Raw genomic sequence first — 22,899 nt, 5'->3', positions numbered from 1 at the left:
GGTGGTCGGGCGGCCGACTCAGGTGATCGCAGCGCCGAGCAGCGGAATGAGATCTTCGGCGGCAGCCGCGGCCAGGGCGATCCTCTCTTCCCGCACGGCGCAGATCCGGAGACAGGTTGCCGCGATCGCCTGAGCGTGCACACGGGCGACCTCATCGCCGCCGGACCGGATCCGGATCACCACCTCGACCGCCTGAACCAACAGCCCACCCAACTGGTTCAAGCCAACCGTCGCAGCGACAGGACCACTGACGACGCCGGCACCCAGCCGGCCGTACGCAGCAGTCAGCTCCTGCAGAGCCGGCTGGAACTCCTCGAAGACCTCGCTGCTCCTGACATCCGGCATCCGGTAGAGCTTGCCGATGTTGTGCGGCACCGTCGCGAGGGTCTCCACATCGACCAGCGCCAGCAGGTAGAGCGCCGCCTCCGGGACGTCGGCCGGACACTCCTGCTCGATCCGTGCGACCTTCTCGAGACTCGGCCGCACCGAGAGCTCCAGGAGCTCCGCGAGGATCCCGGGCTTGCCCGCGAAGTGGTAGTAGAGCGACGCCTGCCGGATCCCCACTTTCTCCGCGATGTCCCGGGTCGAGGTCGCCGCGAACCCACGGTTGACGAAGAGCTCGGCGGCCACGTCGAGGATCTCGTCGCGCGGCGCCGCGGCGCTCGCTGCGCGCGGGATCACCCGAGGCCGACCGGGGCGAGTGGCACCTGCAGTCGCGTACGTGCTCATCGGGTTCCTTCTCAGGGCGTTGTCTCGAACTGGAAGTCCCCAGCGCTCCGGCGCCGTTCGCGACCCGGCGCGCCGAGGACTTGAACCACCATGACCGCGCGAACAGGGACGTTTGCACCGCCCCTTCGAGACCTATCCAGACGTTTGCGCCACAAACGGCGCCCTCCCGTTCACCGACCGCGCCGACGCTCGTTTGCCAGCGAAGTGGCCATGCCACGCCGGGCCATGTCCGAGCAAGCGAGTGAGGCAAAGCGGATGAAACGCCTTGCTACGTCCAACTAAACGTCCCTAAAAGGTCCCTATGCTGGGCGGCGTGAACGATTCCTTGCGGAATGCGCTGGCCCATCGTGGGTGGTCTTCCGCCGACCTTGCTCAGAAGATCGAACTCGATGAGAAAACCGTAGAGCGATGGATCACCAAGGACCGGCGACCGCATCGTCGCAACCAGCGGCTTGCGGCTGACGCACTCGAACTCTCAATCGACCAACTCTGGCCCGATGACGTTCGTCACGACGTCGCGGCCGCTGGCGCTCACGCCGAGATCGTCGGGATCTACCCGAACCGGGCCAGCGTCCCTCAATGGAAGTGGATCAGCCTCCTCAAGGAGGCCCAGACCAACGTCGACGTACTCGTGTTCGCAGGAACCTTCCTCAACCAGACCAACCCGCGCTTCCCCGCGATGCTGACTGAGCGAGCCGAAGCCGGCGCGCAAGTGCGTTTGTGCTTCGGCTCTCCATCCGGGAGCGCGGTAGCTCTCCGTGGCGAGGAAGAAGGCATCGGTAGCGCACTCGGCGCAAAGGTCCAGGCATCGCTGACTTACTTCAGTGCACTTCGCGATGTGCCCGGATGCGAGATTCGGCTGCACAACACGGCGTTGTACGCCTCGATATTCCGGTATGACTCGCAAGCGATGATCAATGCTCACCTGTGGGGCAGCCCGGCCTCAGCCAACCCGCTGCTGCACGTCAGAGACAGAGGTGAGGATTCGATGTTCAGGAAGTACATCGAAAGCTTCGACGCTGTCTGGGACAGCGCCAGGTTGTGGACCACCGAGTGAACACACGGATCGAACACTGGAACAACCCCGACGCTCCAGTTGCCAACTCTCTGGTCCCGGCGTCGAACCTTCTGGTCGTCAACGACACTGGTGCGATCCTCCTGCAGCAACGCCGCGACACCAGGCAATGGGCCCTTCCCGGAGGCAAGCAAGAGCTCGGCGAGACACCAAGTCAGTGCGCCGTGCGCGAGTGTGAGGAGGAAACCGGGATCTTGGCCGAGATCACCGGGTTCCTCGGCGTCTACAGCGACCCCAACCACTTGATCGAGTACGTCTCCGATGGCGAGGTGCGGCAGGAGTACGAGGTGACCTTTCTCGGTCGGCCAATCTCAGGTGCCCCGACCGCCAACGACGAGGCGTCCGCAGTTCGCTGGATCGGCCCGGCCACACTCGACGCCTACGACGTCCATCCCACGATGCGCCGCCAGATCGACGACTACCTCACTGGGCGCTATCCGGTAGCGGACTGAGCGCATGCCCAGGATCGACTGGCACGACGACCCGGCAGCCCCGCCCGTCAATAGCCTTGTACCAGCGGCCGCCGCCTTCGTCGAACGCGACGGCGAGATCCTGCTCATCCAACGCAGCGACAACGGCAAGTGGTCCATGCCCGGCGGCACCATGGAGTTGGGCGAGACCTTGACCTCATGTGTAGTTCGCGAAACCCTCGAAGAGACCGGAATCCACATCCAGTGCACCGGCCTGGTCGGCATCTTCACTGACCCACTCCACCGCGTCGAATACGACAACGGTGAGGTCCGCCAGCAGTTCGCCGTCGTGTACCGGGCGACGTACCTGGCTGGTGAACCGACCCGCAGCTCCGAGAGCCTCCGTGTCGAGTGGGTCCGATCTACGAACGTCCTCGACTTCGACATGGATCCTAGTCAGCGCGTCAGACTCGCCTGGGCCATCCAGCGTCCCGGCGATATTCGTATCGACCCACCCTGATCGACATCGAACGGCAGCAGGGTGATCCTCGCCGCCCGCGACGGCAGCCCGGTCACCGCGCTCGAGCTGGAGTACCACTCCCCCGCTGACGGAGCCCAGTTCCGCAACCACCTGCGCGAGCTCAGCGGGCCCGCAACGTAGATCCACTGCTTCCTGTCGACCCGACCCTGCTACCGCTAGCTCGACGGTACGCCGGTGACTCGGCGCATCATCGCGTCGTAGGTGCGGTCGGGCAGGACGTCGTGCATGAAGATGATCGGCTTGGCACCGAAGCCGACGGCGTACCGGGTCCTGGGCTTGCGGGCGCCCACGGCCTTGCGGATGGTGCGTCCGATCAGTTCGGGTGGCGATGATCGCTTCTGGGTCGACTCCGAGGACAGCGAGTTGGCAACGGCGTTGCCCTGTGGCGCATACGGGCCTTCGGAGGAGACCGCGCGGACCTTGTCGGCGGCAATGCCTGCCCACTCGGTCTTGATACCGCCGGGCTCGATGATGATGACGTCGATGCCGAAGGGCTTGACCTCCACTCGGAGGCAGTCGCTGATGGCTTCCAGCGCGAACTTGGTGGCGTGGTACCAAGCGCCGAGCGGGGTGTGGACCTTGCCGCCCATCGAGGTGATGTTGACGATCTTGCCCGAACGCTGGCCACGCATGTGCGGAAGGACGAGCTGGGTCAGACGGGCGGCACCGAAGACGTTGACGTCGAACTGGTAGCGGGCCTCCTCCATCGGTACGTCCTCGACGGCACCGTAGGAGCCGTAGCCCGCATTGTTGACCAAGACGTCGATGCGACCGGTCTCGTCGATGATCTGTTGGACGCCGGCGATCAGGGAGGGGTCGTCGGTGACGTCCATGCTGATCGGGCGGATGCCGGAGCTCTTGAGGTGCTCCATGCGTTCGACGCGGCGGGCTGCGGCGTAGACGGTGTAGCCGGCATCGGCGAGCTCGAGTGCGGTGGCCTCGCCGATGCCGGAGGATGCTCCGGTGACGAGGGCGACCTTCGTGGTGGCGGTCATGGTGGTCCCTTCGAGTGCTGTGGATCAGCAGAGGCTTGCGGATCCTGACACCCTCAACGCTAGGGACGACGCCGCGCCGATTCTCTAGCCGAAGACGCCGTTCCACCTGCATTTCCCGCCACCGAGGCCGTGGCGCGTATTGCAGGTCATATGGCACCACAGGCAAGCCGGCTCGGCTCGATCGTTCCTAGACTGGCCTCATGGCAGGCGCACGCTTCGATCTCGAACCCAGCATCAAGGCGCTGCTGCGCGACCTCGACATCCCGGTGTCGCGGGTTCTGCGCCGGGCGGAGCTGCCCGCGGACCTGTTCGCCCAACGGCCCATCGAGTTGAGCGTTGCGGAGTACTACCGCTTCTGGGAGGCGATCGACGCCGAAGCGGCCGCCGCCGGCCGGGCAGACCTCGCGGTCGAGATCGGCAACGCCATCTCGGTCGAGATGTTCGCCCCACCCATCTTCGCTGCACTGTGCAGCCCCAACCTGGCCACCGCCGCGACCCGGCTCGCCGCACACAAGCCGCTCATCGGGCCGCTACGCATCGACGTCGACTCCGACGACGCCGGACGACTCACAATCACCTACCGCTGGCCCTCGGGCGAGGACGTACCCCCGCTCCTGGCGACCGCCGAGCTCGTGTTCTGGGTGGCGCTGGCTCGGATCGGGACTCGCGAGACCGTCCGACCGGTCGTCGTCACGGCGCCGACCTGGGTGCCGCGCACCGAGGCACTGCGATCCCACCTCTGCACTCGCATCATCTCCAGCGAGACGTTCTCCATCACCTTCACCGCGCTGGACGCCAAGCGTCCTTTCCTGACCGAGAACGACCAGATGTGGCGAGTCTTCGCACCCGACCTGCGACGCCGGCTCTTCGACCTCCAGGCAACCGCATCGGTAGCCGACCGGGTGCGTGCGGCGCTGCTGGAGACCCTCCCGGGTGGCGACCCCTCCATCGCAGCCGTCACCGGCGAACTGGCCGTGAGCGCGCGGACGCTTCAACGCCAGCTCCGCGACGAAGGAACCACCTTCCAGACCGTCTTGGCCGACACCCGCCACGACCTGGCTCGCCACTACCTCCGCCAGAACAACCTCCGCACCTCCGAGATCGCCTACCTGCTCGGATACGCGGACACCAACTCCTTCTACCGGGCATTCAAGACCTGGACCGGGACCACCCCCGAAGCCGCACGACTCGATCGGGCCCCGGCCGTCGCCGAGCGCCCTGCGATGCAGCATCACGAGGCCGAGGCACGATGATCAGGCCGTACGCAGCAGCCTGAACTCGTGCCGCCGCAGCACCTGCAGCACCAGCTTGGCCGGATAGCCGAAGGCGTCCCGGCCGGCCTCGGACGGATAGGGCTCGATCGCGAACACCTGATGCCATTGGCCGTCGACCAGCAACTCACAGCCACCGGCGGCGACGATGTTGCGGTACCAGTTGACGTCCTCGCCGTAGGTCAGCTCCGCGATGAACCCCTCCGGCACCCTCGCGACCATGATCGGCGTCTCGTACGTCTTCCCCGACTTCCGCCCCACATGCCGCACGAGCGAGAACGGGCCGTGCCCCGAGCGGGCCACCCGGCTCGTCACCCGGTTGAGCGAGTTCTTCAGCAACCAGAGCCACCTGCGACGCATCTCAGTCTCCTTCGAGCTTCAGGTTCACCATCGGCAGTCCCTCGACCTCGTGACCGACCGCCGCCTCGATCGCGCCGCGCAGACGCTGCCAGGCCTTCGGGTGCGCCTGCTGGTAGCGACCCAGCGCGGCAGCGGACTCCTCATCCGTGAGGAAGCGCGCCCGCGCCGCGACGCTGTACCGCGCCCCGATGCTGACACGACAGGCAGGCTCGGCACGAAGGTTCTGATACCACTGCGCGCCGGTGCCGAAGCCGCTCACCACCACGATCTCGTCCGCGCTCGGCCGCTCGACGACCTCGAGACACACGTACCGCGGCGCCCCTGACCGGCGACCAATGTGTTCGAGCATCAGCATCCGGGAGCCGAAGAGCCACCCGGCGCGGTGTCGATAGAGCCAGATCGGAGCACGTACGACGGCGCGCGTCCGCAGCAGCCTGGACACGACCGAGTCGATCATCGACGTCACGTCAGGGACCTTACTCACCCACACGGTCGATCCGGTTCAAACCAGCAGAGCCAAGAGCTACGCTCCGAAGATGGCATCCCTCGAAGACCTCGCCCGGATCATCGGCGAACTGCCCGAGGTGACCGAGGGCGAACGCTACGGACACCCGACCTGGTCCGTACGCGGCAAGAGCATCGCCTGGCTGCGCCCGTTCAGCAAGGCCGACCTCAAACGCTTCGGCGACCAGACCCCACCGGCCCCGCCGATCCTCGCTGTCAACACCGCCGACCTGCACGAGAAGAAAGGCGTCCTCGCCGCCGGCATCGACGGGGTCTTTACGATCTCGCACTTCAACAATTACCCCGCGGTGCTCATCGAGCTCAGCGTCATCGACCCAGGAGACCTCCGCGACCTCGTGGTCGATGCCTGGGTGGCCGCCGCGCCTGCGGAGCTGGTCGAGGCGTTCGAGGGCTAACACGGGCGCTCGACAACGTCGTGTGCTGGACAGGCGAGACACATCACCCGGTGGGTCGACGCGGTGGCACCGGCTGCTGCACACCGCCCACCAAGACGCGGCCTCGCAGAGAACGTATCTGGCCGATGAGCGGATGCCGGCACCCTCCCGGCGTCTCCTGAGCCGTTGCGTCGGCGATGTTTGGACTGGTCTAAGCCGCACCGGGTGGATGGAGCCGAGCCAGGTCACCTTGGAGCAGCAGCAAGGTCTCTTCTTTAGTCCCATCGATAAGTTGAAGCCAGGGAGACGGGCACATCCCGCCCACCTCTCGATCGACCAGACACAGGAGGTTATTTCTAGCTCGGGGTCTTCTTCGCCGGGGTCTTCTTCGCCGGGGTCTTCTTCGCCGCGGTCTTCTTCGCCGCGGTCTTCTTCGCCGAGAGAAGCCGAGTCGGTCGATGGAACGTGATGTGCATCGGCTGCACCGAGAGGTTGGACTTAAGGCCGACCTCCCACGCCTGGCTGGCGAGTAGAGCCTCTACTTCGGAAGCGTTCAAAGCCGCGACATGTTCACGCCGGTAGTCGCTCGCTGTCCACTCATCAACGGGGAACCAAGCGACCAAGTAGATGCCATGAGCCGTGGATGCTTCCCGGAGATATCGATCTGCTAACTGTGCCCTCTGGTCTGCGAGGAGCGTTTGGTTCCAGCAACCCTTGAGTTCGAGCACCACTGCTAGTCGAGTGGGTGCGAAACCGACGATCGCATCATCGCGCACCGTAGCTTCGACCAGGATGTCCGTGCGGTCTCCCGCCCCGTATGGATCCGTAGGACGGACGAGGATCTCCCGGTTGACGGCAATACCTCGTCCGTGGAGGCGCAGACGCAGTTCGTGCGCCACATAGGCGGCAAATGCCGCCTCTGTCTTGGGCAGCCAGAGGTCTTCTGTGACATCGTCATCGGTGCGCTTTCGGATGCGATCCCACAGGAGTTCGCCGTGACTCCTCGCATCGTGCTCAACGTCGGCAAGCACGTGGGTAAGTAGGGCAGCCAGTTCAGATTCTGATCGGACCAGACGCCTGCCCGTGTCGGCGAACAGCCCGGCTAACCATTCAGGCTCCGGTGGTACCCAGTCGTTCGCAAAGATCGACCGCCTGCCTTGCAGCAGAGCCGACGTCACTCGGAGATCGTTGGGGTAAGTGGACGAGAGGCTGAGAAGTCCCGCTAGCGCTTCCGCCGTCGCCCGCTCCGCCAAGGCGTTCAGAATGTCGTCTCGCAAATGCCACGCATCTTCTTCCGCGCTGACGAAGTGCACATCCTCTTCGATCTCATCTAACTCGGGCGGAAACATCGCGCGTAGAAGCAGGTACGACGCAACTAAGTGCTCGTCAGAAAGCCCATCCAGGGGGACGTTCTCCCGCCTGTGCTGCGCGACGTCGAGAACAAGTTCTCGCAGACCGGCGCTCTCGGGCGCGGGACCATGGTTGCCAAGGATGAAGCGCTCCCACGCTGCCGGGTTGGCGCGAACCAGAATCCCGGTCGCACGAACGGCAAGGAGTCGCGTGCGGTCTGTGACGGTCGACCAGAGGTCGTCGACGGCCTGGGTTACCAGTGCCTGGTCCGAAGAAGCCAAGGTGGCAACGAGGCGGTCCCAACCGAACAGAACCTGCCCTTTCGCCTCTTCGGCGTTTGGAAACGCGACGTTGTCTGGTGCTTCGACCTTTTCGTCCGTATCGCCCGCAACCTTGGCGCCATCAAACGGCGTGTCCGCCCACGCCTCGATGAACTCAGCCATCAACCTGAGCCCGATGGACAGGAGTCTCGGGTGCCTGCGGAACGGAACGTCTTCGAGCTCGTATAGCGCCTGACCGCGAGCGAGTTCACCACGAACGACCGTAAGCAGGGCTGAGCAGGTCTCTTCGGTCGCGGCCTCGACGCAGCTCTCGAGCAAAGTTGTCCGCAGCGCATGCGCCTCGTCCGATTTTGGAGTGTTGAGTGGGAACCAGAGGCAAGCACCGATCCAGTCGACCCACACGTCGGCCGGTATATGCGACAGACCCTCTGTGCGTGCGAGTAGTGCCAAAGCTAGGTAGCCCGCGAACGCACGCCTGTCCCACCGATTACTGCCGAGCCACTCGTCCCGGTGGTCGTTCTCTGCGCGCAGGTAATGCTCAGCTGCTATGACCAGCTCCGCTTCCGCCTCATCACCCATGGCGACAGTCCCTGGGAACTCGCGTAGGTCATCGGTCTGGAAAGCGCGCCCGGCGCCCGTCGCGGGATCTTGTTGAAGGTTCCACACGAGGGGCCAGAACGCATTCGGGTCTCCGCGCGTTGCGCGGGCAAGAGCCGATCGCCAGCCGGCAACGGCTGCCTCGGCATCGCGGGAGGCATCTCCCTCGTCGCGATCCCGCTGCCGTTGTTGGCGCCGCTCCAGCAATTGGCGCTGCCGAATGGCGTAGTCACTGGCGAGCGGTACCGGGTCAAACCAGTACCGAACGTGGGCTGACGCGTGCAGGTCTCTTCGCTCAAAGACAAAACTCAACAGCTCCTCGTTGGAGAAGTCCATGAGGTACGGGACCATCTGGGCGAGCACATCGGCCAAGTCCTGCTCGTCGGCAGCATCCGCAGCGGCCACCTGTTCGTAGAGCCATTCGATGTCGGCCGCGCACAGCAGCGCCGTGCGGGTCGACACGGAGGTGGACGCAGGGACCAGTCGGTCTCGTGTCCAAGAGTCGGCCGAGCCCCAACCGTGGAGAACGTTGTAGACGTCCGGCGTTTCGGCTTGTCCTGCCCGATCAGCGATGAGACGTGCGAACTCAAGGGCGGCGAGACGGCTCAATTCGACAGCTTCACGATTCAAGACCATGTCTGCGTCGCAGAGCGCCACGCCTAGCGGAAGGGGTGGACTGGCGTATGCACGCACCTGCTTGTCGAGAATGGCTACCACGATCCGCATCAAGGTTGGGGCTGTGGCTGAGATCGAGGCACGATCCAGGAGTCCAGCTACTACTTCCTCGTCAATATCGAGGGCCTGCAGACCCTGAGCTGGGTCTCCAACGACCGCTTCGGACATCTCAGATTGGTCTGTGGCTGTGCTCTCGATGCCATCGGCAACCAGCCTGCGACCAGCCATCCAAGTCAGCGCCTCGGCGAGGTCGGCTTCAGGAATGAGGGAGGGCAGTTCATGCAAGAAGCTCAGGTAGCTGCCGATCAAGTTTCGTCGGCGACGTGCGTGGACGAACCTGAGCGCATCAGCAGTTGACAGATACTCCGGATAGAGGCACTCAAGGAGTGCACCCAGCAACTCCTCATCGGCATCGGTGTCGGGGTTGTGCAGGGGATCGTCGGGGTCTTCGTACCGGAAGAGCACCTCTCGAAGCGGTTCAGCGCTGGCTTGGAGGTCAATCTCTGCAACGGTCCTGGCGGCGAGAGCACGCAGGTGTGGCGACCATCCGTCGCTTTGGACGATCTGTAGTAGCAGGGCTGAGAGACCGGCGGTCCTGGCCTCGCGAGCGAGACGGATCGCGAGGGTGATGCGCGAACGCTGCTCCCAGTTCTCCGGCTCGCCGGCTGTTGCCTCCTGGAGAACCTCGAGGAGTTGTTGGGATAGATTCGGGTGGTCGAGCCGACGCTTGGCGCTGAGCCAGGGACGATAGCTGAGCTCGATTTCACCAGCGCGGTCAAGTAGCGCTGCCACGATGAGTTCGCGGACTTGTGGTGAGTCGACCAACTGACTGTGACCCACCACGCTCTCGGGGTCCGCGCGAACTAGCCAGGTTGCGTGACGGTCGTCAAGGGTGACGAGCCATGCGGCTGTCTCTCGGAGGTTGATAGGGATGCTGCGTGACGCATCGGGGGCTGCGACCAGAAATAGGCTTTCCAGCTGAGCCTGCGGCAGTTCGCGGGAGTTGATGTACGTAGCGGCGAGGTATGCCGACATCGAGCTGTGTCTGAACGAGAGTCGGTTGTCACCGCGGCCGGTGAACAGGGCGCAGGCAAGCGTCTCGCGTACGACATCCGTCGTGACCTCGAACTTGGCCGCAGTCGCTACCTCCTGCCCACCCACGAACGAGTCGTCGCGGACGTCGTGTCCCGCTACATCGAGAGCGCGACCCGTCCAGATGGACCTTCGGCCGGCGAGGATGGATCTCGCGGCGATGCGACCCGCGGCGGCCAGCCGCTGGTCGCTTGTTGTTGCGAACGGTTCGGCTCGATCCAACGCAGGTTCATCTAGTAGTTGCCTGATACCGAGCGCGAAGAGTTGGGCGGGTGTCTCGTCCAGAGACCCTGTCCTGACGAATGTGCGTGCCAATAGGTTGAGAGTGAGTGGAACGCTCGCGAGAGCGCCTGCTCCCGCGGCAGTCGCGGCATCGACGACGCTGGCTCCGTCAACGCCCTGGATGCTGTCGCAGAGTCGGACGGCCTCGGTCCGGGTCAGCGGCGCAAGATCTGCCAGTACGCACGTTCCGCAGATATCGGTTAGTTGCTTGGTCAGAGCGCCCGGGTAATCGGCGGTGCGACACGCTACGAGGAAACGGACGTTACGACTTTGCCGGCCTGCCAGCCGTTGACGCAGGATTCGCGCCAGGGTGGTGATGATCGGACTCTCGTCGGCCTGGTCCAAGACGACCGTCAGTTGCGGGAGCCGCTCCCCGTCGGCAGCCGGTACGTCCTCCAAGTGGCGACCCAGAAGATCCTCGAACGTGGAGTGGTCAAGAGTTGCCCCGTCAATCCTCTCGACTTGGCCCACAGCCTCGGGCGGCAACACGTCCGAAAAGAAGGTCGTCTTGCCGAGACCAGGCTCGCCGAGGAGTACGAATGCCCCCACATCAGCGAGCGCCCAAGCTGGGACGAGCGCTCCAGGCACCAGGTGCTGGACGTTTGTGAGGGCCTCTGGCTCCAGAAAACCATCGCCGTCCAGGGGAAACGACGAGTAGTCGTCTTCGGCCCCTCCGCGAATGCGGCACAGGCGAGGCGCGACGATCGCGAAGTCCGTGGTCAGAGTCGCCTCCCCGGGTTGATGCTTGCATAGTAAGCGCACGGGACTCGGGACTGCCCGCACTGCTCAGAACATACGTCCCCTGAACATGGGCTCGGCCGAGCGCGAGGGAAAACCAAGGGCCTCGCGGTGTCGCCCAAGTCATGGTGGTGAGATTGGGAATCTGCTGCGAATCAGTGCGTCCCTTCCACCCCGGACGACGTGGCGTTTGGACGCCGTCTAATGACGGCCGGCCGCTTGCCGTTACATTCGCTGAGCGCGACCTCACGCCGAACTCAGACTCTGGAGGTACTCGGTCATCAGCCTGTTTCCGCGGAACCAACCCGCCGCGATGTTGCTCCAAGCGTCAGTAGCGATGATCCCGTCAAGGCGGAACACCTTGCGATAGCGGGAGGCCGATTCACGCCCGGTGACGAATTCTTTTCTGCAGCGAATGGCGTACTTTTCGGACGTATACGCGCGGACGGCCCCGTCACAGTGAATGAACGTGCCGCGCTCGATGTCGCGGATGGCGTGCAGGTAGCGCAATATTCTGTAGCCACCTTGGTTCGAGCCAGAGTCATCGGACAGTTCCTCGATCTGCACGACTTTTCGGCCCTCCTTATCCATCGCCCAGTGCACGTACAGGCGCGGATACTCATGCGTTAGCCCCGATCGCGGGTCGCCATGAACCGTGGTGCCGACCTTGTATGGATCGTCGAGCACGCTGGGCGACAGCGGTGGCCCAAACCAGTAGTCGTGCTCGAAGTATGGGGTGAACGCCGACTTCGCCATGATGTTCTGCTCATTCAATGCAAGTCTCAGTTCTGCCGCCGTGCCATCGCTCGCCTGCAGCAGGGTCTGGGTGAGGGTGTCGTTGATGTGGCCGCCGAAGTTGCGGCGCAGGAATCGGTGGTACGGGATGGCTGAGCCGCGGTGGAACAGCACTTGTGGAGTCGCTTCGCGCCCCGAGATGCGAAGCAGGCCGTCGTCGTCTGTGTCATCTAGGAGTTCTGGATGCGCTGCGTATAGCCGAACTGTCGGATCCTTCGCGGCGAAGACTGCCTCGTCGAACGCGTAGTACTCCATGAAGGTCGCTGCCTCCAGCAAAGTGGCGATGAAGTGTTCTTCTTTGGGGTCAGCAAGGTGCCACGGGAGAAGTCCTCGTACCTCGGCCGCTTCGGCCGGATTCTCAACTAACCGCTGGTCGAGCAGCGTTGCACAGGCGTCGTACGCGGCTGCCAACTCTGGCGCTCGGGTCGCCACGTGTTCGCTGGGCGGCAGGGTCATAGGCGGAGCGATGTGGTCGCGCATGGCGATGACTAGGTCATCTAGCAGAGCACCGAGGATGCTACGCACCCATTGCTCGACGGGCGTGCACTCGGTCGTCTCGCCGCTGGCCCCTTGAGGCTCCACTTCGCTGGCGGGCTCGGCGCCCATGTCTCTACCACCCTCTGGATTTGCCGCGCCCGTCAGGTCCATGAGTTGTTCCTCCACTTTGGTTTGTGACAATCGGGACCAACCGTCAATCGGCCGCGAGGAAGTAAGTCACCTCAAGGACCTCGGGTCGGCCGACCAATATGGGTGGGTCGCGCCAGACAGGCTGACCACTAGAAATCCTCATGATCGAGATCATCCAAGGAGTGGCAGAGTCCGCAGGCTCAAAGATCGCCGTAGTTACCCAGTCGTACTCGTCATCGTTCTCGAGGTATCCAACCTCGCTCGTGAAGAGGCCGCGACGGTTGTTGTATTGGAGACGCTGCACTCGTCGGTCCGTGGAGGCGAAGCCTGCGATCCGGCGCAGCCCCTGCCAAGCATCCTCCGCCATGACCGGGTCAGTGGCCCCCGGGACGAAAAACGCCCGCGGGGTCGCGCTCGCGGGCGGGAGCTCAACCTCAGCCATACATCCATGATTGCATCCCGCATCCGTAGTCGCACGCCATTCCGCCATGAGCGGGACATGCGGGAGTGGGTCGGTACGCCCACTCCCGAAACTTACGACGAACTCGTGTCGACCCTGGCGCTCAATGCTGTCCATCCGAGAACGATCCAGGCCACGCCAAGACAGGTGAGCGGCACCTCCAGGTAGCCAGCGTCCGAGTTCCCACCTGGAGGGCGTCATAACGCCGCCAGTGGGCCGCCCCAACCGTGTCGAGACTTGAGGCGGTGCTGGACGGAAGTGCGAGTGGCCGATGCTGCACCGATCGGCCGGAGCACTGCGGACACCGGACAGCGACCGGCTGTGGACACGACGGGCCTGAGACACATGACCCTTCAGCACTGCTCCCCACATCCACCAGTCCCAGATCGTCACCTCCGATGCTTCGGACGATGGGGATCGTCTGCTCGGGCGTCGTCGTGGCGACAGCCCTGGGCGCCGACGCGACGCCGGCCGAGGCACGTCAGGCACACTGCAGGAGTGTCCGACCCCCTGCGCAGTCTGCTCGCCGCGCCGCCCGATCTCCCGGTCACCGCCGGCTTGGCCACTCTCGACGAGGCGATTCGTGCCCACGGAGCCGCGGTGGTCCACGCACCGCCGGGCACCGGCAAGACGACCTTGGTCCCGCCCGCGGTCGCCGAGGTGGTCGCCGGACGGGTCGTCGTCACGCAGCCCAGCCGCATCGCAGCCCGTTCTGCTGCCCGTCGGCTGGCAGACCTGCTGGGTGAACCGGTTGGTGAGACGGTCGGGTACTCCGTGCGCGGAGACCGGCGCACCAGTCGACGTACACGTATCGAGATCGTCACGACCGGGCTGCTGCTCCGGCGGATCCAGCACGATCCCGAGCTGCCCGGCGTCGGGGCTGTCGTGCTCGACGAAGTGCACGAGCGCCACCTCGACGCCGACCTGACCTTGGCGCTGCTCATCGACGTCCGAGCCCACCTGCGTGACGACCTGTCCCTGGTGGCGATGTCGGCCACCATCGAGGCCGAACGGACCGCCTCCCTGCTCGGTGGGGTCGAGTCCGCTCCGGTGATCCGCGTCCCGGGTGCTCTGCACCCGGTCGAAGCCGTCTGGTGCCCGCTGCCTGCGGGGGTACGCCGCACCGACGAGCGGGGCATCACCCCAAGCTTCCACGACCACGTCGCAGCGACCGTACGTCATGCGCTCATCGAGCACGAGGGTGACGTCCTGGCCTTCGTGCCGGGTGTCGCGGAGGTCGAGGCGACCGTACGTCGCCTAGCCGGCGTGGACGCGGACGTGAACGCCCTGCACGGACGGCTGTCCGGCGCCGAGCAGGATCGTGCGCTCAGCGAAGGCCCGCGTCGACGAGTGATCGTTTCGACCGCCGTCGCCGAGTCGTCGCTGACCGTACCTGGGGTACGTGTCGTGGTGGATGCCGGATTCTCGCGCGAGCCGCGCACTGACCACCGTCGCGGACTGGCTTCGCTGGTCACCGTCACGGTGAGCCGGGCAGCGGCCGAGCAGCGGGCAGGTCGGGCCGGACGGTTGGGGCCGGGGGCCGTGCTGCGTTGTTGGTCCGAGGCGGAGCACGCGCATCTGGCCGCTCACCCGGAGCCCGAGATCGCCACCGCCGATCTGACGGCCTTCGCCCTGGAGGTGGCGTGCTGGGGCAGTCTCGACGTGCGCGATCTGGCGTTGCTCGATCAGCCACCGGCGCATGCATTGTCGTCAGCCAAGGAGGTGCTGGTGGATCTGGGGGCGATGACCGAGGACGGGAGAGCCACCCCGCGAGGCCGGGTCATCGCCGGCGTGCCGACCGACCCCAGGCTGGCGCGTGCCCTCATCGACGGGGCTGGTCTCGTCGGAGCCAAGCGCGCCTCAGAGGTGGTCGCGATGCTGAGCGAGGACGTACGCGCCCCCGGCGGCGACCTGGTTGCCGCGCTCCGGTCGCTCCGAGGCAACCAGCGTGCGGGCTCGTGGCGCAGCCAGGCCACCCGCCTGGAGACGATCGTCGAGAAGCAGGGCACCGCAGGCGGACGGAGCAACGCGTCGGACCATTCCCAGGCAGCCCGAGCACTCACCGATGACGTGGCGGTGGGGCTGGTGGTGGCCCTGGCGCATCCGGACCGGATTGCGCGCAAGCGTGCGAGTGCCTCGAGCTACTTGATGACGTCCGGAACGGGTGCGGCGCTCGATCCGCGTGCCCCGGGGCCCTTGGTCGGAATGGAGTGGCTCGCGGTCGGAGACGCGGAGCGACGGCCCGGGCAGCGTGAAGCCCGGATCCGATCGGCGGCCCCGCTCACCGAGGACCTCGCGCTGGAGGCGGCCGGGTCCCTGTGGACCGAGGTGGACGAGGTCACCTGGACCGAAGGGCGGGTGCTGGCTCGCCGACGTACGCTGCTGGGCGCGATCGAGCTCCGCTCCGTCCCGCTCGGCGATCCACCCGCGCAGGCCGTGGCCGACGCGATCCGAGAGGCAGTGGCGAGGGAGGGAATCGCTCTCTTCGCCTGGTCGGATGCGGCCACGGCGCTGCGCGACCGCCTCGACTTCCTGCACCGTGCGCTCGGTGACCCGTGGCCCGATGTGAGCGACGCGGCACTGACGCAGAACCTCCAGTCGTGGCTCGGGCCCCAGCTGGCGCGAGTTCGCTCGGCCCAGGATCTTCGTCGCGTCGACGTGGCTACCGCGCTACGGGCGATGGTGCCGTGGCCGCAGGCAGGCAGGCTCGACGATCTGGCTCCCGAGCGAGTTCAGGTCCCCAGCGGGTCGAGCGTGCGGATCGACTACTCCGCCGAACAACCGGTGCTCGCTGTGCGCATCCAAGAGGTCTTCGGCTGGACCGAAGCGCCGGCCCTCGCGGACGGCCGGGTCCCGCTCCTGCTGCATCTGCTCTCCCCCGCGCGACGCCCGGCAGCCGTCACCGCAGACCTGGAGTCCTTCTGGGACAACGGCTACCCCGGCGTTCGTGCTGATCTGCGCGGGCGCTATCCCAAGCACGCCTGGCCGGAGGATCCCCGCAGCGCACCGGCCACCGCGCGTACGAACAACCCCCGCCGCCGAAGGTGAGCAGCGGGTCGACTCGCCGACCGACGTGGGCGAGCCATCTCCGCACATGGAGGGAGACCCCGATAGCGTCGAGGGGTGGCCAGTCCTCGACGATCCAGTGCTCGTCGCCGCGGCGGGCGTACGCGCCGTAGCGGAACGCGGCAACCGGACCGGCCGCTGCCCGCCGTCGGTCCGGGCGAGCGGCTGTGGGTGCTCGACGTTCCTTACGGCACCCAGGTCGAAGGCGCCGCGTGGCACCCAGGAGTCAAGACCCACCTGTACGTCGGGCGCGCGCTGCCGGCGCACCTCGCGCCCTACGCGCCGCGTCCGTACACGCTCGGTCGGTTCATCGAGAGCACCCTCAATCCCAACATGCCGACACGGAGCCTCGAGCCGACCGACGCGCTCGAGCCGCGGCAGATCCAGTACGAGGCTGCTGACGCTATCGCGGCGCGTGCTGCGGCAGGCGGACGGCAGTTCCTGCTCGCCGACGAGCCCGGCGTGGGCAAGACGATCTCCGCGGTCCTCGGGGCGACAGCGGTGGGCGACCTCCGCGGTGCGCGACGGGTGCTGGTCGTGGCCGACCGCCCTGCCGCGATCACGATCGGCCACTGGTGCCGCACGATCGCCGCGCTTGGCGACGGCGGTCTCGAATGGGTCGTGATCACGTGGGACCGCCTGGAGAAGGTCAAGGATCACGCGTGGGACGTGATCATCGCGGACGAGGCGCACGCGCTGCGACGTACGACGACGAAGCGGTGGAAGCTCTGGGCGCGGATCTCGGGCCACGGGCGGCCGCACGACAAAGCCCCCTTCGTCATCGCGACGACCGCGACACCCGGGCACACGCCGCTCGACCTGCCCTACCTCGCCCCGGCCTATGCGCAGGTCCTCGGCGAGCCGATGCAGGAGTGGACCTCCGCGACCCAGCCCGGCGCCACGTTCGCCACCGCGCTCGAGCGCAACGGGATCGGGGTCGAGCGGGGACGCTACGGCGCAACCTGGACCGCCGACCCGGCGCGGCGCGCCGCCGACCTCAAGCTGGTACGCGGCTGGCTCGAGGACGAGCGACCGCCCGCGATGCTGCACCGCGCGGCACCATGGGGACCGGTGCCGATCTCCGGCATGCCGGTGGCACTCACGCCGTCGGAGCGGACGGCGTACGAGGCCGAATGGGGAGAGTTCTGCCGCGAGATGGACATCGCCCGGCGTGGCCGCAATGTCGCAAAGGGGCGCGCAGCGCTGCTGCGCTTCCGACAGAAGGCCGGGCTGATCCGCGTCGACTCCACGGTCGCCTGGATCGTCCAGCAGGTCGAGGCCGAGCGACAGGTGGCGTGCTCGGTCGAGTTCGTCGCGACCGCCGCCGACCCGATCGCCGACCGACTGCGTGACTCCGGCCTCGAAGTCGCCACGATCTACGGCCGCGACCGGTTCGACGCAGAGGCCGAGCGGCTCCGGTTCCAGACCGGACAGGCGAAGGTCTGCGTCTTCACCACTGTCGCCTCGATCAGCCTGCACGCCGGCGAAACCCTCGCCGACGGTCGCCGGGCCAGCAGCGAGCCGCGGGTCGGCGTCTTCCACCAGGCCCGCTTCTCAGGCATCGCGGGGCGGCAGGTGACCGGCCGCACCCACCGCGACCACCAGCTCTCGCCGTGGCACATCGCCTACGCCGAGGGCACCGTCGAGGAGCAGGTCGGCAGGGTGATGGTCGAGCGGATCGCTGCCGCCTCTGACACGGTGGGAGGCGACACCACCGGCCTCACCGGCGTCGCCCAGCTCCTCGGCGCCGACTGGCTTCCCTCCACCACCCTGACCGACGACGGCGACTGACCTCTCGGCTCCTGCAAGCCACACCGTCGCCGTGGAGAAACCCATGCAGGGGTGTCGCGGCATTCCGCCGCGAGTCGGCTCCGGACTCAGGACAAGCCTCATTCCGCTCGGGTACACGAGACTTGTGGCTCGCTGGCGTCGCCCACTCCCCGAGAATGATGAAGGCCACCTCAGACCCAACTGCTCCCGACGGAAACCACTAGCGTCGAACGGGGAAGGGGTGCCCGATGGCGCGGAGGCGATCAGTCGGCATCGCGACAGTGGTCGCGATCGCAGTGCTCACCTCGGCCGGCTGCGGCTCGGTCGACGCTCAGGGCAGCGACGCCCCCAACCCTCCGCCAATGTCCGCGACATCGGTGGAGGACGAGTCATCTCCCCCTAGCGCTCCACCAGAGGGCATTCAATGCCCCAGCCAGGAACTCCCCCAGCTGTACGTCCCGCAGGACTGGACAGCCTCGAGCATCAAGGTGTGCCACGACATTGGGCAGAACACGGTGCTAGTCATCAACGTGTCGGCGGTCTTCCTCAGAATCGGTCCGGGTGTCAGTTCCGCCCTCACATCGTGGGGCCAGACCGAGACCGGCTCCTTCGAGAGCATGATCTACAACGAGATCGTTGCCAGCTCCGACACATCGGATGGGTGGCTGATCCCTCCGGGTGGCTGGGTGGTGGTGAACGGTTCTCCAGCATCAGCGACTGTGGGCTTACCGCTGACCGAGCTCGCCACCGCGTACGCACTGGACAAGCTGGTCGGTTACGTCCGATCCAGGCTGACCAGTCCAGGCATCGCTGCCGCCCAGCGCGTGTCGGCATGCGCCGAGGAAGTCGGCGTGACCATCGCGAACACGCAAGACCCAAACGTTGACCTCGACTACCTGCTGGCCGACGCGATGCTGGGTGCCGGCCTTCAATGCGGGCCGTTGTTCCAGGAGCTGACCACCGAAACGCCAGCACCGGCTGCGCTACAGGATGAGCTCGCCCGCTTCCGCAGCAGTGTGAAAGCGAGTGTCACCGACGATCTGGTCCGGGCGGCGCGGAACTTTGTCCAAGTAGCTCGATGAACGCGATGCCCAGGGCACGCTGCCTTCCGCCGCCTGTCGGGCGCGTACGAACGCTTTAGCCGAAGGACCGTTTCTCGGCACATCTACTTGATCGGACTATCAGAACTGGAGGTTCCGAGATGCCGCGTCAGATCATCACGACACCAAATGCACCAAGCTCGCCGCTTTTCAGCCAGGGAGTCAAAGCCGGTTCCCAGGTGTTCATCTCGGGAACCACCGGAATCGACCCGAGCACGGGTCGACTGGCCGGCGACAGCATCCAGGTTCAGACCCGCCAGGCACTGGCGAACTGCGAGGCCATCCTGCGGGAGGCCGGTGCGACGCTCGACGACGTCGTTGAGGTGGGCGTGCTGCTGACCGACCCAGGGGACTTCGCAGGGATGAACGAGGAATACGCTCGCTGGTTCCTGGCTGATCCACCAACCCGCTACGCGGCCAAGCTGGGAGCCGAAATACCAGGACTACTCGTCTCGATTCGCATGACGGCGTGCCTCGCCTGAGCGTCAGGGCCATCACTAGCCGACGCTCCGGGCGTAGATTCGACCTCGCGTCGCTTCGCCGCGAGCGCGCTACATCGCCGCGATGGGTCACTCACCGAAGGGGCGGGCAGTCGAGGTCTCCCTTTGCTATGGCGTCGTCGCGGCGAGGAGGCGTCGCGCACGACGACCCAGATCGCTCAGGTCCACCCGACCCTCCTCAGCTGCAGCCGCCAGACGCGCGGCGAGGTCCATTGCCTCGTCGAGCTCGGGTGCGGTGACCGCGGACTCCTGGCCCATATCGCGAAGGATCGTGATCTCGGTCCTGGACGCGATCAAGGGGTCGGTGACCCCGTCGATCCAGACTCGAGTGCGATGGCCATCACCGCGTTCCTCCCCAGTGATGCGCTCCAGGGCGAAGATACGGTCGGCGCGCGCGAACTTTCCGAAACCCAATGCCACCATCCGGGAGTCCGATGCCATGTAGTCATCTTGCCATTACGCATCGAACTTTGATCTGGCGTGCAACCCCGGCTGACAAAAGGGTCCCGCGTCATAACCACCGCTTAAGTGTCACAGCGCGGCCTGTCTGCTCTGGGACGAGCATCAGGCTGGGACTTGCGGGGCTCGCGACTTCCGCCAACTCCGTCCTACGCAGAATCGGCGTCGCGTACGGTTCGAACGACCGCAGGCAGAGGCATGGCGACGACACCCCAGGCTGCGCTTGCGCGGCAACCTCGACCGACACAGAATCCATTCCCTCACCGCCTACGTCGCCGGCGCCTGACCCTTCAGCGAGGGCAGGTCAAGTTCGCCCCGAAAGTTTCGGCCTCTGAACTGGGAGGCGTGATTAGACCCCTATGCTTCGCGCATGGCGCTGCAGCTTGACCCCGACCGAGATGTTACGACCTTTACCTGCGAGCACGGCGATCTCCACGAGCGGATCTGTGGCTTCATCAACCATGACGAGCGCGGCGCGTTCGCGATCTACTTCGCCGACTGCGTCCACCACAACGGCGTGCACGAGGCGTACATCGACGTCATACTCGACAACGACTGGGACCCTGACCACCCGACTTCGCCGAGCCCGGATCGAGTCACTTTCGGCTGCCGCTACGGCTGGATCGAGGGCCATGGCCTCGCCTGCTCACTCGTTCAGGGTGGGAGCGCTGGCCCGAACGTTGGCTATCGCGGCCACAAGCTCTCGCGCGACGAGGCGCTCGCTCATCCTTGGCTCGCGGGGTTCTGGGAAGCTGTCGACCTCATCATCGAACATGACTCAACGGTGCGAGGTCACTTCACCGACGACGACGCGGCGTAGTTACAGACGAGACCGCCAAGAAACCTTCGCCGACCGCGGCACGTCGTAGGTGCACGGCTCAGCCGGGAATCGCTGCCGTTCAAGAGTGCGTCAATTCGCCGCTTATCGTCTCGGCAACGCGGAAGACCCGCGGTCGGGAAGCCAATGCGCCAGTTCAATCTCCGATCCAGACGAGGGTAGATCCCGGTCGCCTCGAACACTCCTCAGCCAACACCCGAAGGCGTAGAAGGCCGCGCCTCTCCGGCCCGACGTGCGCGACCGCCGTGGCACGAACGCAGTCGGCTATCAGGCCCGCCATGACCCCGAACGGCATGATCGTGTCGTCATTTGGGTCCACGGATTCCAGGATCGGGATGCCGCCGGCTACTTGACCATAGGGCGGTTGGTCGACGAAGCGGTCAAAGTCGCCGGCCGCGTCGAAGGTTCCACCGGAAGGGTCAGGTAGTCCCAGGACGGTGCACCCGGCTTCGTCGCGGAGTTCCACGTATATGGCCACCCGCACATTGTTACGCCTCCTGCGGCCAGCAGCAGGACCACCTACGAAAGGGGGCGGCCGCGCGTCGCACCGCCGCGAGCGGGACATGCGGGAGTGGGTGGGTGCGCCCGCACCCGAGACTTACGACGACCTCGTGTCGACCTTGTGCTCAATGCTGTCCATCCGAGAACAGTCCAGGCCACGCCAAGACAGGTGAGCGGAACCTCCAGCAGCCGCTCGTCAAGCTCGGACAGGAGCCCTCCGACCAACAGGGCAGGGAGCGTGGTCGCGCCGATCCACCACGCGAGCGGAGCAGGTCGTTGGCCGCGCCGTGGGAGCAGCAGCAGCCCGATCAACAACGCGATGGAAGAGATCGCCAGCGCCATACCCACCACCTCGCCGACAAGCTCGCTGGCAAGCGCCACGACGCCGGCGATGGCAGACACCGCAGCGAGGCCCAAAGCGGCCGCGCGCCGTCGGCTCGGCCGCAAGGTCGAGTACGCGACGCTCAGCAATGCGACACCAAACAGCATGGGAGCGACCTCGAAGAGCAGGGGCGGCTGGTCACCTCTGATAAGGATCACGGTGCCCTTCACCGTCCATGCCAGCCCACCAATGAGCGCCGCCACCCCTCCGAGGCGGGCCACGCTCCCCCGTCCAACATCGTCGGCTGCCGTACGTTCTGGCACGTTTCCAGGATCCCACCTACGCCCTCCAGGTAGCCAGCGTCCGAGCTCCCACCTGGAGGGCGCCATGACGCCACGATCGCGCCGCTTCCTCCTAGGGCATCGATGCCAGGAACGACCAAATGGGGGATTGCTTCCCCGCGCCAGAAGGCGTAGGCAGGGATTAACCGGCAGTGCCGGACCGGGCGCTGCCCCGTCCGAGAGGAGTGGGCCGTGTACGCGCGTTCCACCACGTTCCAAGGCAGGCCCGGCAACATCGACGCGGGCATCACGTTCATCAAGACCGAGGTCGGGCCCATGCTCGACCAGATCGAGGGCTGTCGCGGTCTCTCGATGCTGGTCGACCGCGAGACCGGATACTGCATCGCAACCAGCTCATGGGAGAACGAGGCGACCATGCTCGCCAGTGACGAGCAGCTTCGCCCGCTCCGCGACCGCGGCCGAGACATCCTGGGCGGCTCCATGCAGGTCGACGAGTGGGAGATCGAGGTCATGCACCGCACCCACCACGGCGAGTGCTGCCGAGCCAGCTGGCTGCAGGGTGACCACGACGCCATGACGGAGATCTTCCGCGCCGGGATCCTTCCCGAGCTCGAGCAGACTCCCGGATTCTGCAGCGCCAGCCTGCTCGTGAACCGGTCGACCGGCCTGGGCTGCGCGACCACGGCCTGGGAGACCCGCGAAGCGATGGTAGCCAGCCGCACGGCGGCCGACGACATGCGCGCCCGGGCGGCCGGCGAGGCGAGCGGCGAGATCCTCGACGTGCACGAGTTCGACCTCGCCTACGCACACCTGCACGTCCCCGAGATGGCGTGAGGACGACCTCCGCCCGGCCACGCTCGGCGT

At 66.0% G+C, this 22,899-nt stretch carries 20 protein-coding genes; 11 read left to right on the top strand and 9 right to left on the bottom strand.

Annotated features, from left to right (window positions below):
* Positions 1–18 precede the first annotated feature (18 nt).
* Positions 19–729 (bottom strand): TetR/AcrR family transcriptional regulator, encoded by a 711-nt coding sequence (locus ACFV9G_RS00300; protein WP_378723663.1) that lies wholly within the window; start codon positions 727–729, stop codon positions 19–21.
* Positions 730–1,042: 313 nt separating this feature from the next.
* Between ACFV9G_RS00300 and ACFV9G_RS00295 the strand changes: the two genes are divergently transcribed.
* Genes ACFV9G_RS00295 through ACFV9G_RS00285 form a run of 3 tightly spaced genes read left to right on the top strand, consistent with a single transcriptional unit; the run spans position 1,043 to position 2,734 of the window.
* Complete coding sequence (locus tag ACFV9G_RS00295; protein ID WP_378723660.1) at positions 1,043–1,786, top strand: XRE family transcriptional regulator; 744 nt, start codon at positions 1,043–1,045, stop codon at positions 1,784–1,786.
* Entirely contained in the window at positions 1,783–2,256 is a 474-nt protein-coding gene (locus ACFV9G_RS00290; RefSeq protein WP_378723658.1) for an NUDIX hydrolase, read from the top strand. The genes ACFV9G_RS00295 and ACFV9G_RS00290 overlap by 4 nt, the downstream gene beginning before the upstream one ends.
* A 4-nt stretch (positions 2,257–2,260) precedes the next feature.
* The gene (locus tag ACFV9G_RS00285; protein ID WP_378723656.1) at positions 2,261–2,734 is read left to right on the top strand and encodes an NUDIX hydrolase; all 474 of its coding nucleotides are present in this window, start codon (positions 2,261–2,263) and stop codon (positions 2,732–2,734) included.
* 176 nt (positions 2,735–2,910) lie between these two features.
* Here the strand turns inward: ACFV9G_RS00285 and ACFV9G_RS00280 are convergent, their stop codons facing one another.
* Entirely contained in the window at positions 2,911–3,750 is an 840-nt protein-coding gene (locus ACFV9G_RS00280; protein ID WP_378723653.1) for an oxidoreductase, read from the bottom strand.
* A 200-nt stretch (positions 3,751–3,950) separates the two neighbouring features.
* On the opposite strand from ACFV9G_RS00280, the gene ACFV9G_RS00275 reads away from it, so the two are divergent.
* Entirely contained in the window at positions 3,951–5,003 is a 1,053-nt protein-coding gene (locus ACFV9G_RS00275; protein ID WP_378723650.1) for a helix-turn-helix transcriptional regulator, read from the top strand.
* Here the strand turns inward: ACFV9G_RS00275 and ACFV9G_RS00270 are convergent, their stop codons facing one another.
* Together ACFV9G_RS00270 and ACFV9G_RS00265 are read right to left on the bottom strand one after the other, a co-directional pair.
* A complete protein-coding gene (locus ACFV9G_RS00270; protein WP_378723648.1) occupies positions 5,004–5,381 on the bottom strand; it encodes a nitroreductase family deazaflavin-dependent oxidoreductase in 378 nt (125 codons plus the stop codon).
* A gap of 1 nt (position 5,382) precedes the next feature.
* Positions 5,383–5,838, bottom strand: a complete 456-nt coding sequence (locus tag ACFV9G_RS00265; RefSeq protein ID WP_378723987.1) for a nitroreductase family deazaflavin-dependent oxidoreductase — start codon at positions 5,836–5,838, stop codon at positions 5,383–5,385.
* Positions 5,839–5,917: 79 nt separating this feature from the next.
* On the opposite strand from ACFV9G_RS00265, the gene ACFV9G_RS00260 reads away from it, so the two are divergent.
* The gene (locus ACFV9G_RS00260; protein ID WP_378723646.1) at positions 5,918–6,301 is read left to right on the top strand and encodes an MmcQ/YjbR family DNA-binding protein; all 384 of its coding nucleotides are present in this window, start codon (positions 5,918–5,920) and stop codon (positions 6,299–6,301) included.
* Positions 6,302–6,636: 335 nt separating this feature from the next.
* On the opposite strand, the gene ACFV9G_RS00255 is transcribed toward ACFV9G_RS00260, so the two are convergent.
* The 3 genes from ACFV9G_RS00255 to ACFV9G_RS00245 form a co-directional block, all read right to left on the bottom strand.
* Complete coding sequence (locus ACFV9G_RS00255) at positions 6,637–11,340, bottom strand: NACHT domain-containing protein (protein ID WP_378723643.1); 4,704 nt, start codon at positions 11,338–11,340, stop codon at positions 6,637–6,639.
* Between the two features lie 201 nt (positions 11,341–11,541).
* The gene (locus tag ACFV9G_RS00250) at positions 11,542–12,738 is read right to left on the bottom strand and encodes a hypothetical protein (RefSeq protein WP_378723642.1); all 1,197 of its coding nucleotides are present in this window, start codon (positions 12,736–12,738) and stop codon (positions 11,542–11,544) included.
* A 43-nt stretch (positions 12,739–12,781) separates the two neighbouring features.
* Complete coding sequence (locus ACFV9G_RS00245; RefSeq protein WP_378723641.1) at positions 12,782–13,159, bottom strand: hypothetical protein; 378 nt, start codon at positions 13,157–13,159, stop codon at positions 12,782–12,784.
* A 516-nt stretch (positions 13,160–13,675) separates the two neighbouring features.
* On the opposite strand from ACFV9G_RS00245, the gene hrpB reads away from it, so the two are divergent.
* The 4 genes from hrpB (at position 13,676) to ACFV9G_RS00225 (ending at position 19,595) form a co-directional block, all read left to right on the top strand.
* The gene (gene hrpB / locus ACFV9G_RS00240; protein WP_378723639.1) at positions 13,676–16,225 is read left to right on the top strand and encodes an ATP-dependent helicase HrpB; all 2,550 of its coding nucleotides are present in this window, start codon (positions 13,676–13,678) and stop codon (positions 16,223–16,225) included.
* Between the two features lie 75 nt (positions 16,226–16,300).
* The gene (locus ACFV9G_RS00235; protein WP_378723636.1) at positions 16,301–18,034 is read left to right on the top strand and encodes a helicase; all 1,734 of its coding nucleotides are present in this window, start codon (positions 16,301–16,303) and stop codon (positions 18,032–18,034) included.
* A 341-nt stretch (positions 18,035–18,375) separates the two neighbouring features.
* Positions 18,376–19,095: a hypothetical protein gene (locus ACFV9G_RS00230; RefSeq protein ID WP_378723633.1), complete on the top strand. Its 720-nt coding sequence runs from the start codon at positions 18,376–18,378 to the stop codon at positions 19,093–19,095.
* A gap of 119 nt (positions 19,096–19,214) precedes the next feature.
* Entirely contained in the window at positions 19,215–19,595 is a 381-nt protein-coding gene (locus ACFV9G_RS00225; protein ID WP_378723630.1) for a RidA family protein, read from the top strand.
* A gap of 126 nt (positions 19,596–19,721) precedes the next feature.
* Here ACFV9G_RS00225 and ACFV9G_RS00220 read toward each other — a convergent pair whose 3' ends face one another.
* Positions 19,722–20,054, bottom strand: coding sequence for a hypothetical protein (locus tag ACFV9G_RS00220; RefSeq protein WP_378723628.1), 333 nt, complete (start codon positions 20,052–20,054; stop codon positions 19,722–19,724).
* A 388-nt stretch (positions 20,055–20,442) separates the two neighbouring features.
* Here ACFV9G_RS00220 and ACFV9G_RS00215 point away from each other — a divergent pair, with 388 nt between their 5' ends.
* On the top strand, positions 20,443–20,892 hold the full coding sequence (locus ACFV9G_RS00215) for a hypothetical protein (protein ID WP_378723626.1): 450 nt from the start codon (positions 20,443–20,445) through the stop codon (positions 20,890–20,892).
* A gap of 537 nt (positions 20,893–21,429) precedes the next feature.
* Here ACFV9G_RS00215 and ACFV9G_RS00210 read toward each other — a convergent pair.
* Positions 21,430–22,014 carry a hypothetical protein gene (locus ACFV9G_RS00210; RefSeq protein ID WP_378723624.1) on the bottom strand — a complete coding sequence of 195 codons (585 nt, stop codon included), beginning with the start codon at positions 22,012–22,014 and terminating at the stop codon, positions 21,430–21,432.
* 252 nt (positions 22,015–22,266) lie between these two features.
* Here ACFV9G_RS00210 and ACFV9G_RS00205 point away from each other — a divergent pair, with 252 nt between their 5' ends.
* A complete protein-coding gene (locus ACFV9G_RS00205) occupies positions 22,267–22,869 on the top strand; it encodes a hypothetical protein (protein ID WP_378723622.1) in 603 nt (200 codons plus the stop codon).
* Positions 22,870–22,899 lie beyond the last annotated feature (30 nt).

The organism is Nocardioides sp. NPDC059952, assembly GCF_042730435.1.
Classification (GTDB): domain Bacteria; phylum Actinomycetota; class Actinomycetes; order Propionibacteriales; family Nocardioidaceae; genus Nocardioides.
This window is presented reverse-complemented; position numbering and strand designations above follow the sequence as displayed.

Bases quoted from the DNA above. Each gene is read 5' to 3' on its own strand.
- ACFV9G_RS00280 (WP_378723653.1), bottom strand. From the start codon at position 3,750: ATGACCGCCACCACGAAGGTCGCCCTCGTCACCGGAGCATCCTCCGGC.
- ACFV9G_RS00220 (WP_378723628.1), bottom strand. From the start codon at position 20,054: ATGGCATCGGACTCCCGGATGGTGGCATTGGGTTTCGGAAAGTTCGCG.
- ACFV9G_RS00225 (WP_378723630.1), top strand. From the start codon at position 19,215: ATGCCGCGTCAGATCATCACGACACCAAATGCACCAAGCTCGCCGCTT.
- ACFV9G_RS00265 (WP_378723987.1), bottom strand. From the start codon at position 5,838: ATGATCGACTCGGTCGTGTCCAGGCTGCTGCGGACGCGCGCCGTCGTA.
- ACFV9G_RS00260 (WP_378723646.1), top strand. From the start codon at position 5,918: ATGGCATCCCTCGAAGACCTCGCCCGGATCATCGGCGAACTGCCCGAG.
- ACFV9G_RS00215 (WP_378723626.1), top strand. From the start codon at position 20,443: ATGGCGCTGCAGCTTGACCCCGACCGAGATGTTACGACCTTTACCTGC.
- ACFV9G_RS00250 (WP_378723642.1), bottom strand. From the start codon at position 12,738: ATGGACCTGACGGGCGCGGCAAATCCAGAGGGTGGTAGAGACATGGGC.
- ACFV9G_RS00230 (WP_378723633.1), top strand. From the start codon at position 18,376: ATGTCCGCGACATCGGTGGAGGACGAGTCATCTCCCCCTAGCGCTCCA.
- ACFV9G_RS00245 (WP_378723641.1), bottom strand. From the start codon at position 13,159: ATGGCTGAGGTTGAGCTCCCGCCCGCGAGCGCGACCCCGCGGGCGTTT.
- ACFV9G_RS00300 (WP_378723663.1), bottom strand. From the start codon at position 729: ATGAGCACGTACGCGACTGCAGGTGCCACTCGCCCCGGTCGGCCTCGG.
- ACFV9G_RS00275 (WP_378723650.1), top strand. From the start codon at position 3,951: ATGGCAGGCGCACGCTTCGATCTCGAACCCAGCATCAAGGCGCTGCTG.
- ACFV9G_RS00270 (WP_378723648.1), bottom strand. From the start codon at position 5,381: ATGCGTCGCAGGTGGCTCTGGTTGCTGAAGAACTCGCTCAACCGGGTG.
- ACFV9G_RS00285 (WP_378723656.1), top strand. From the start codon at position 2,261: ATGCCCAGGATCGACTGGCACGACGACCCGGCAGCCCCGCCCGTCAAT.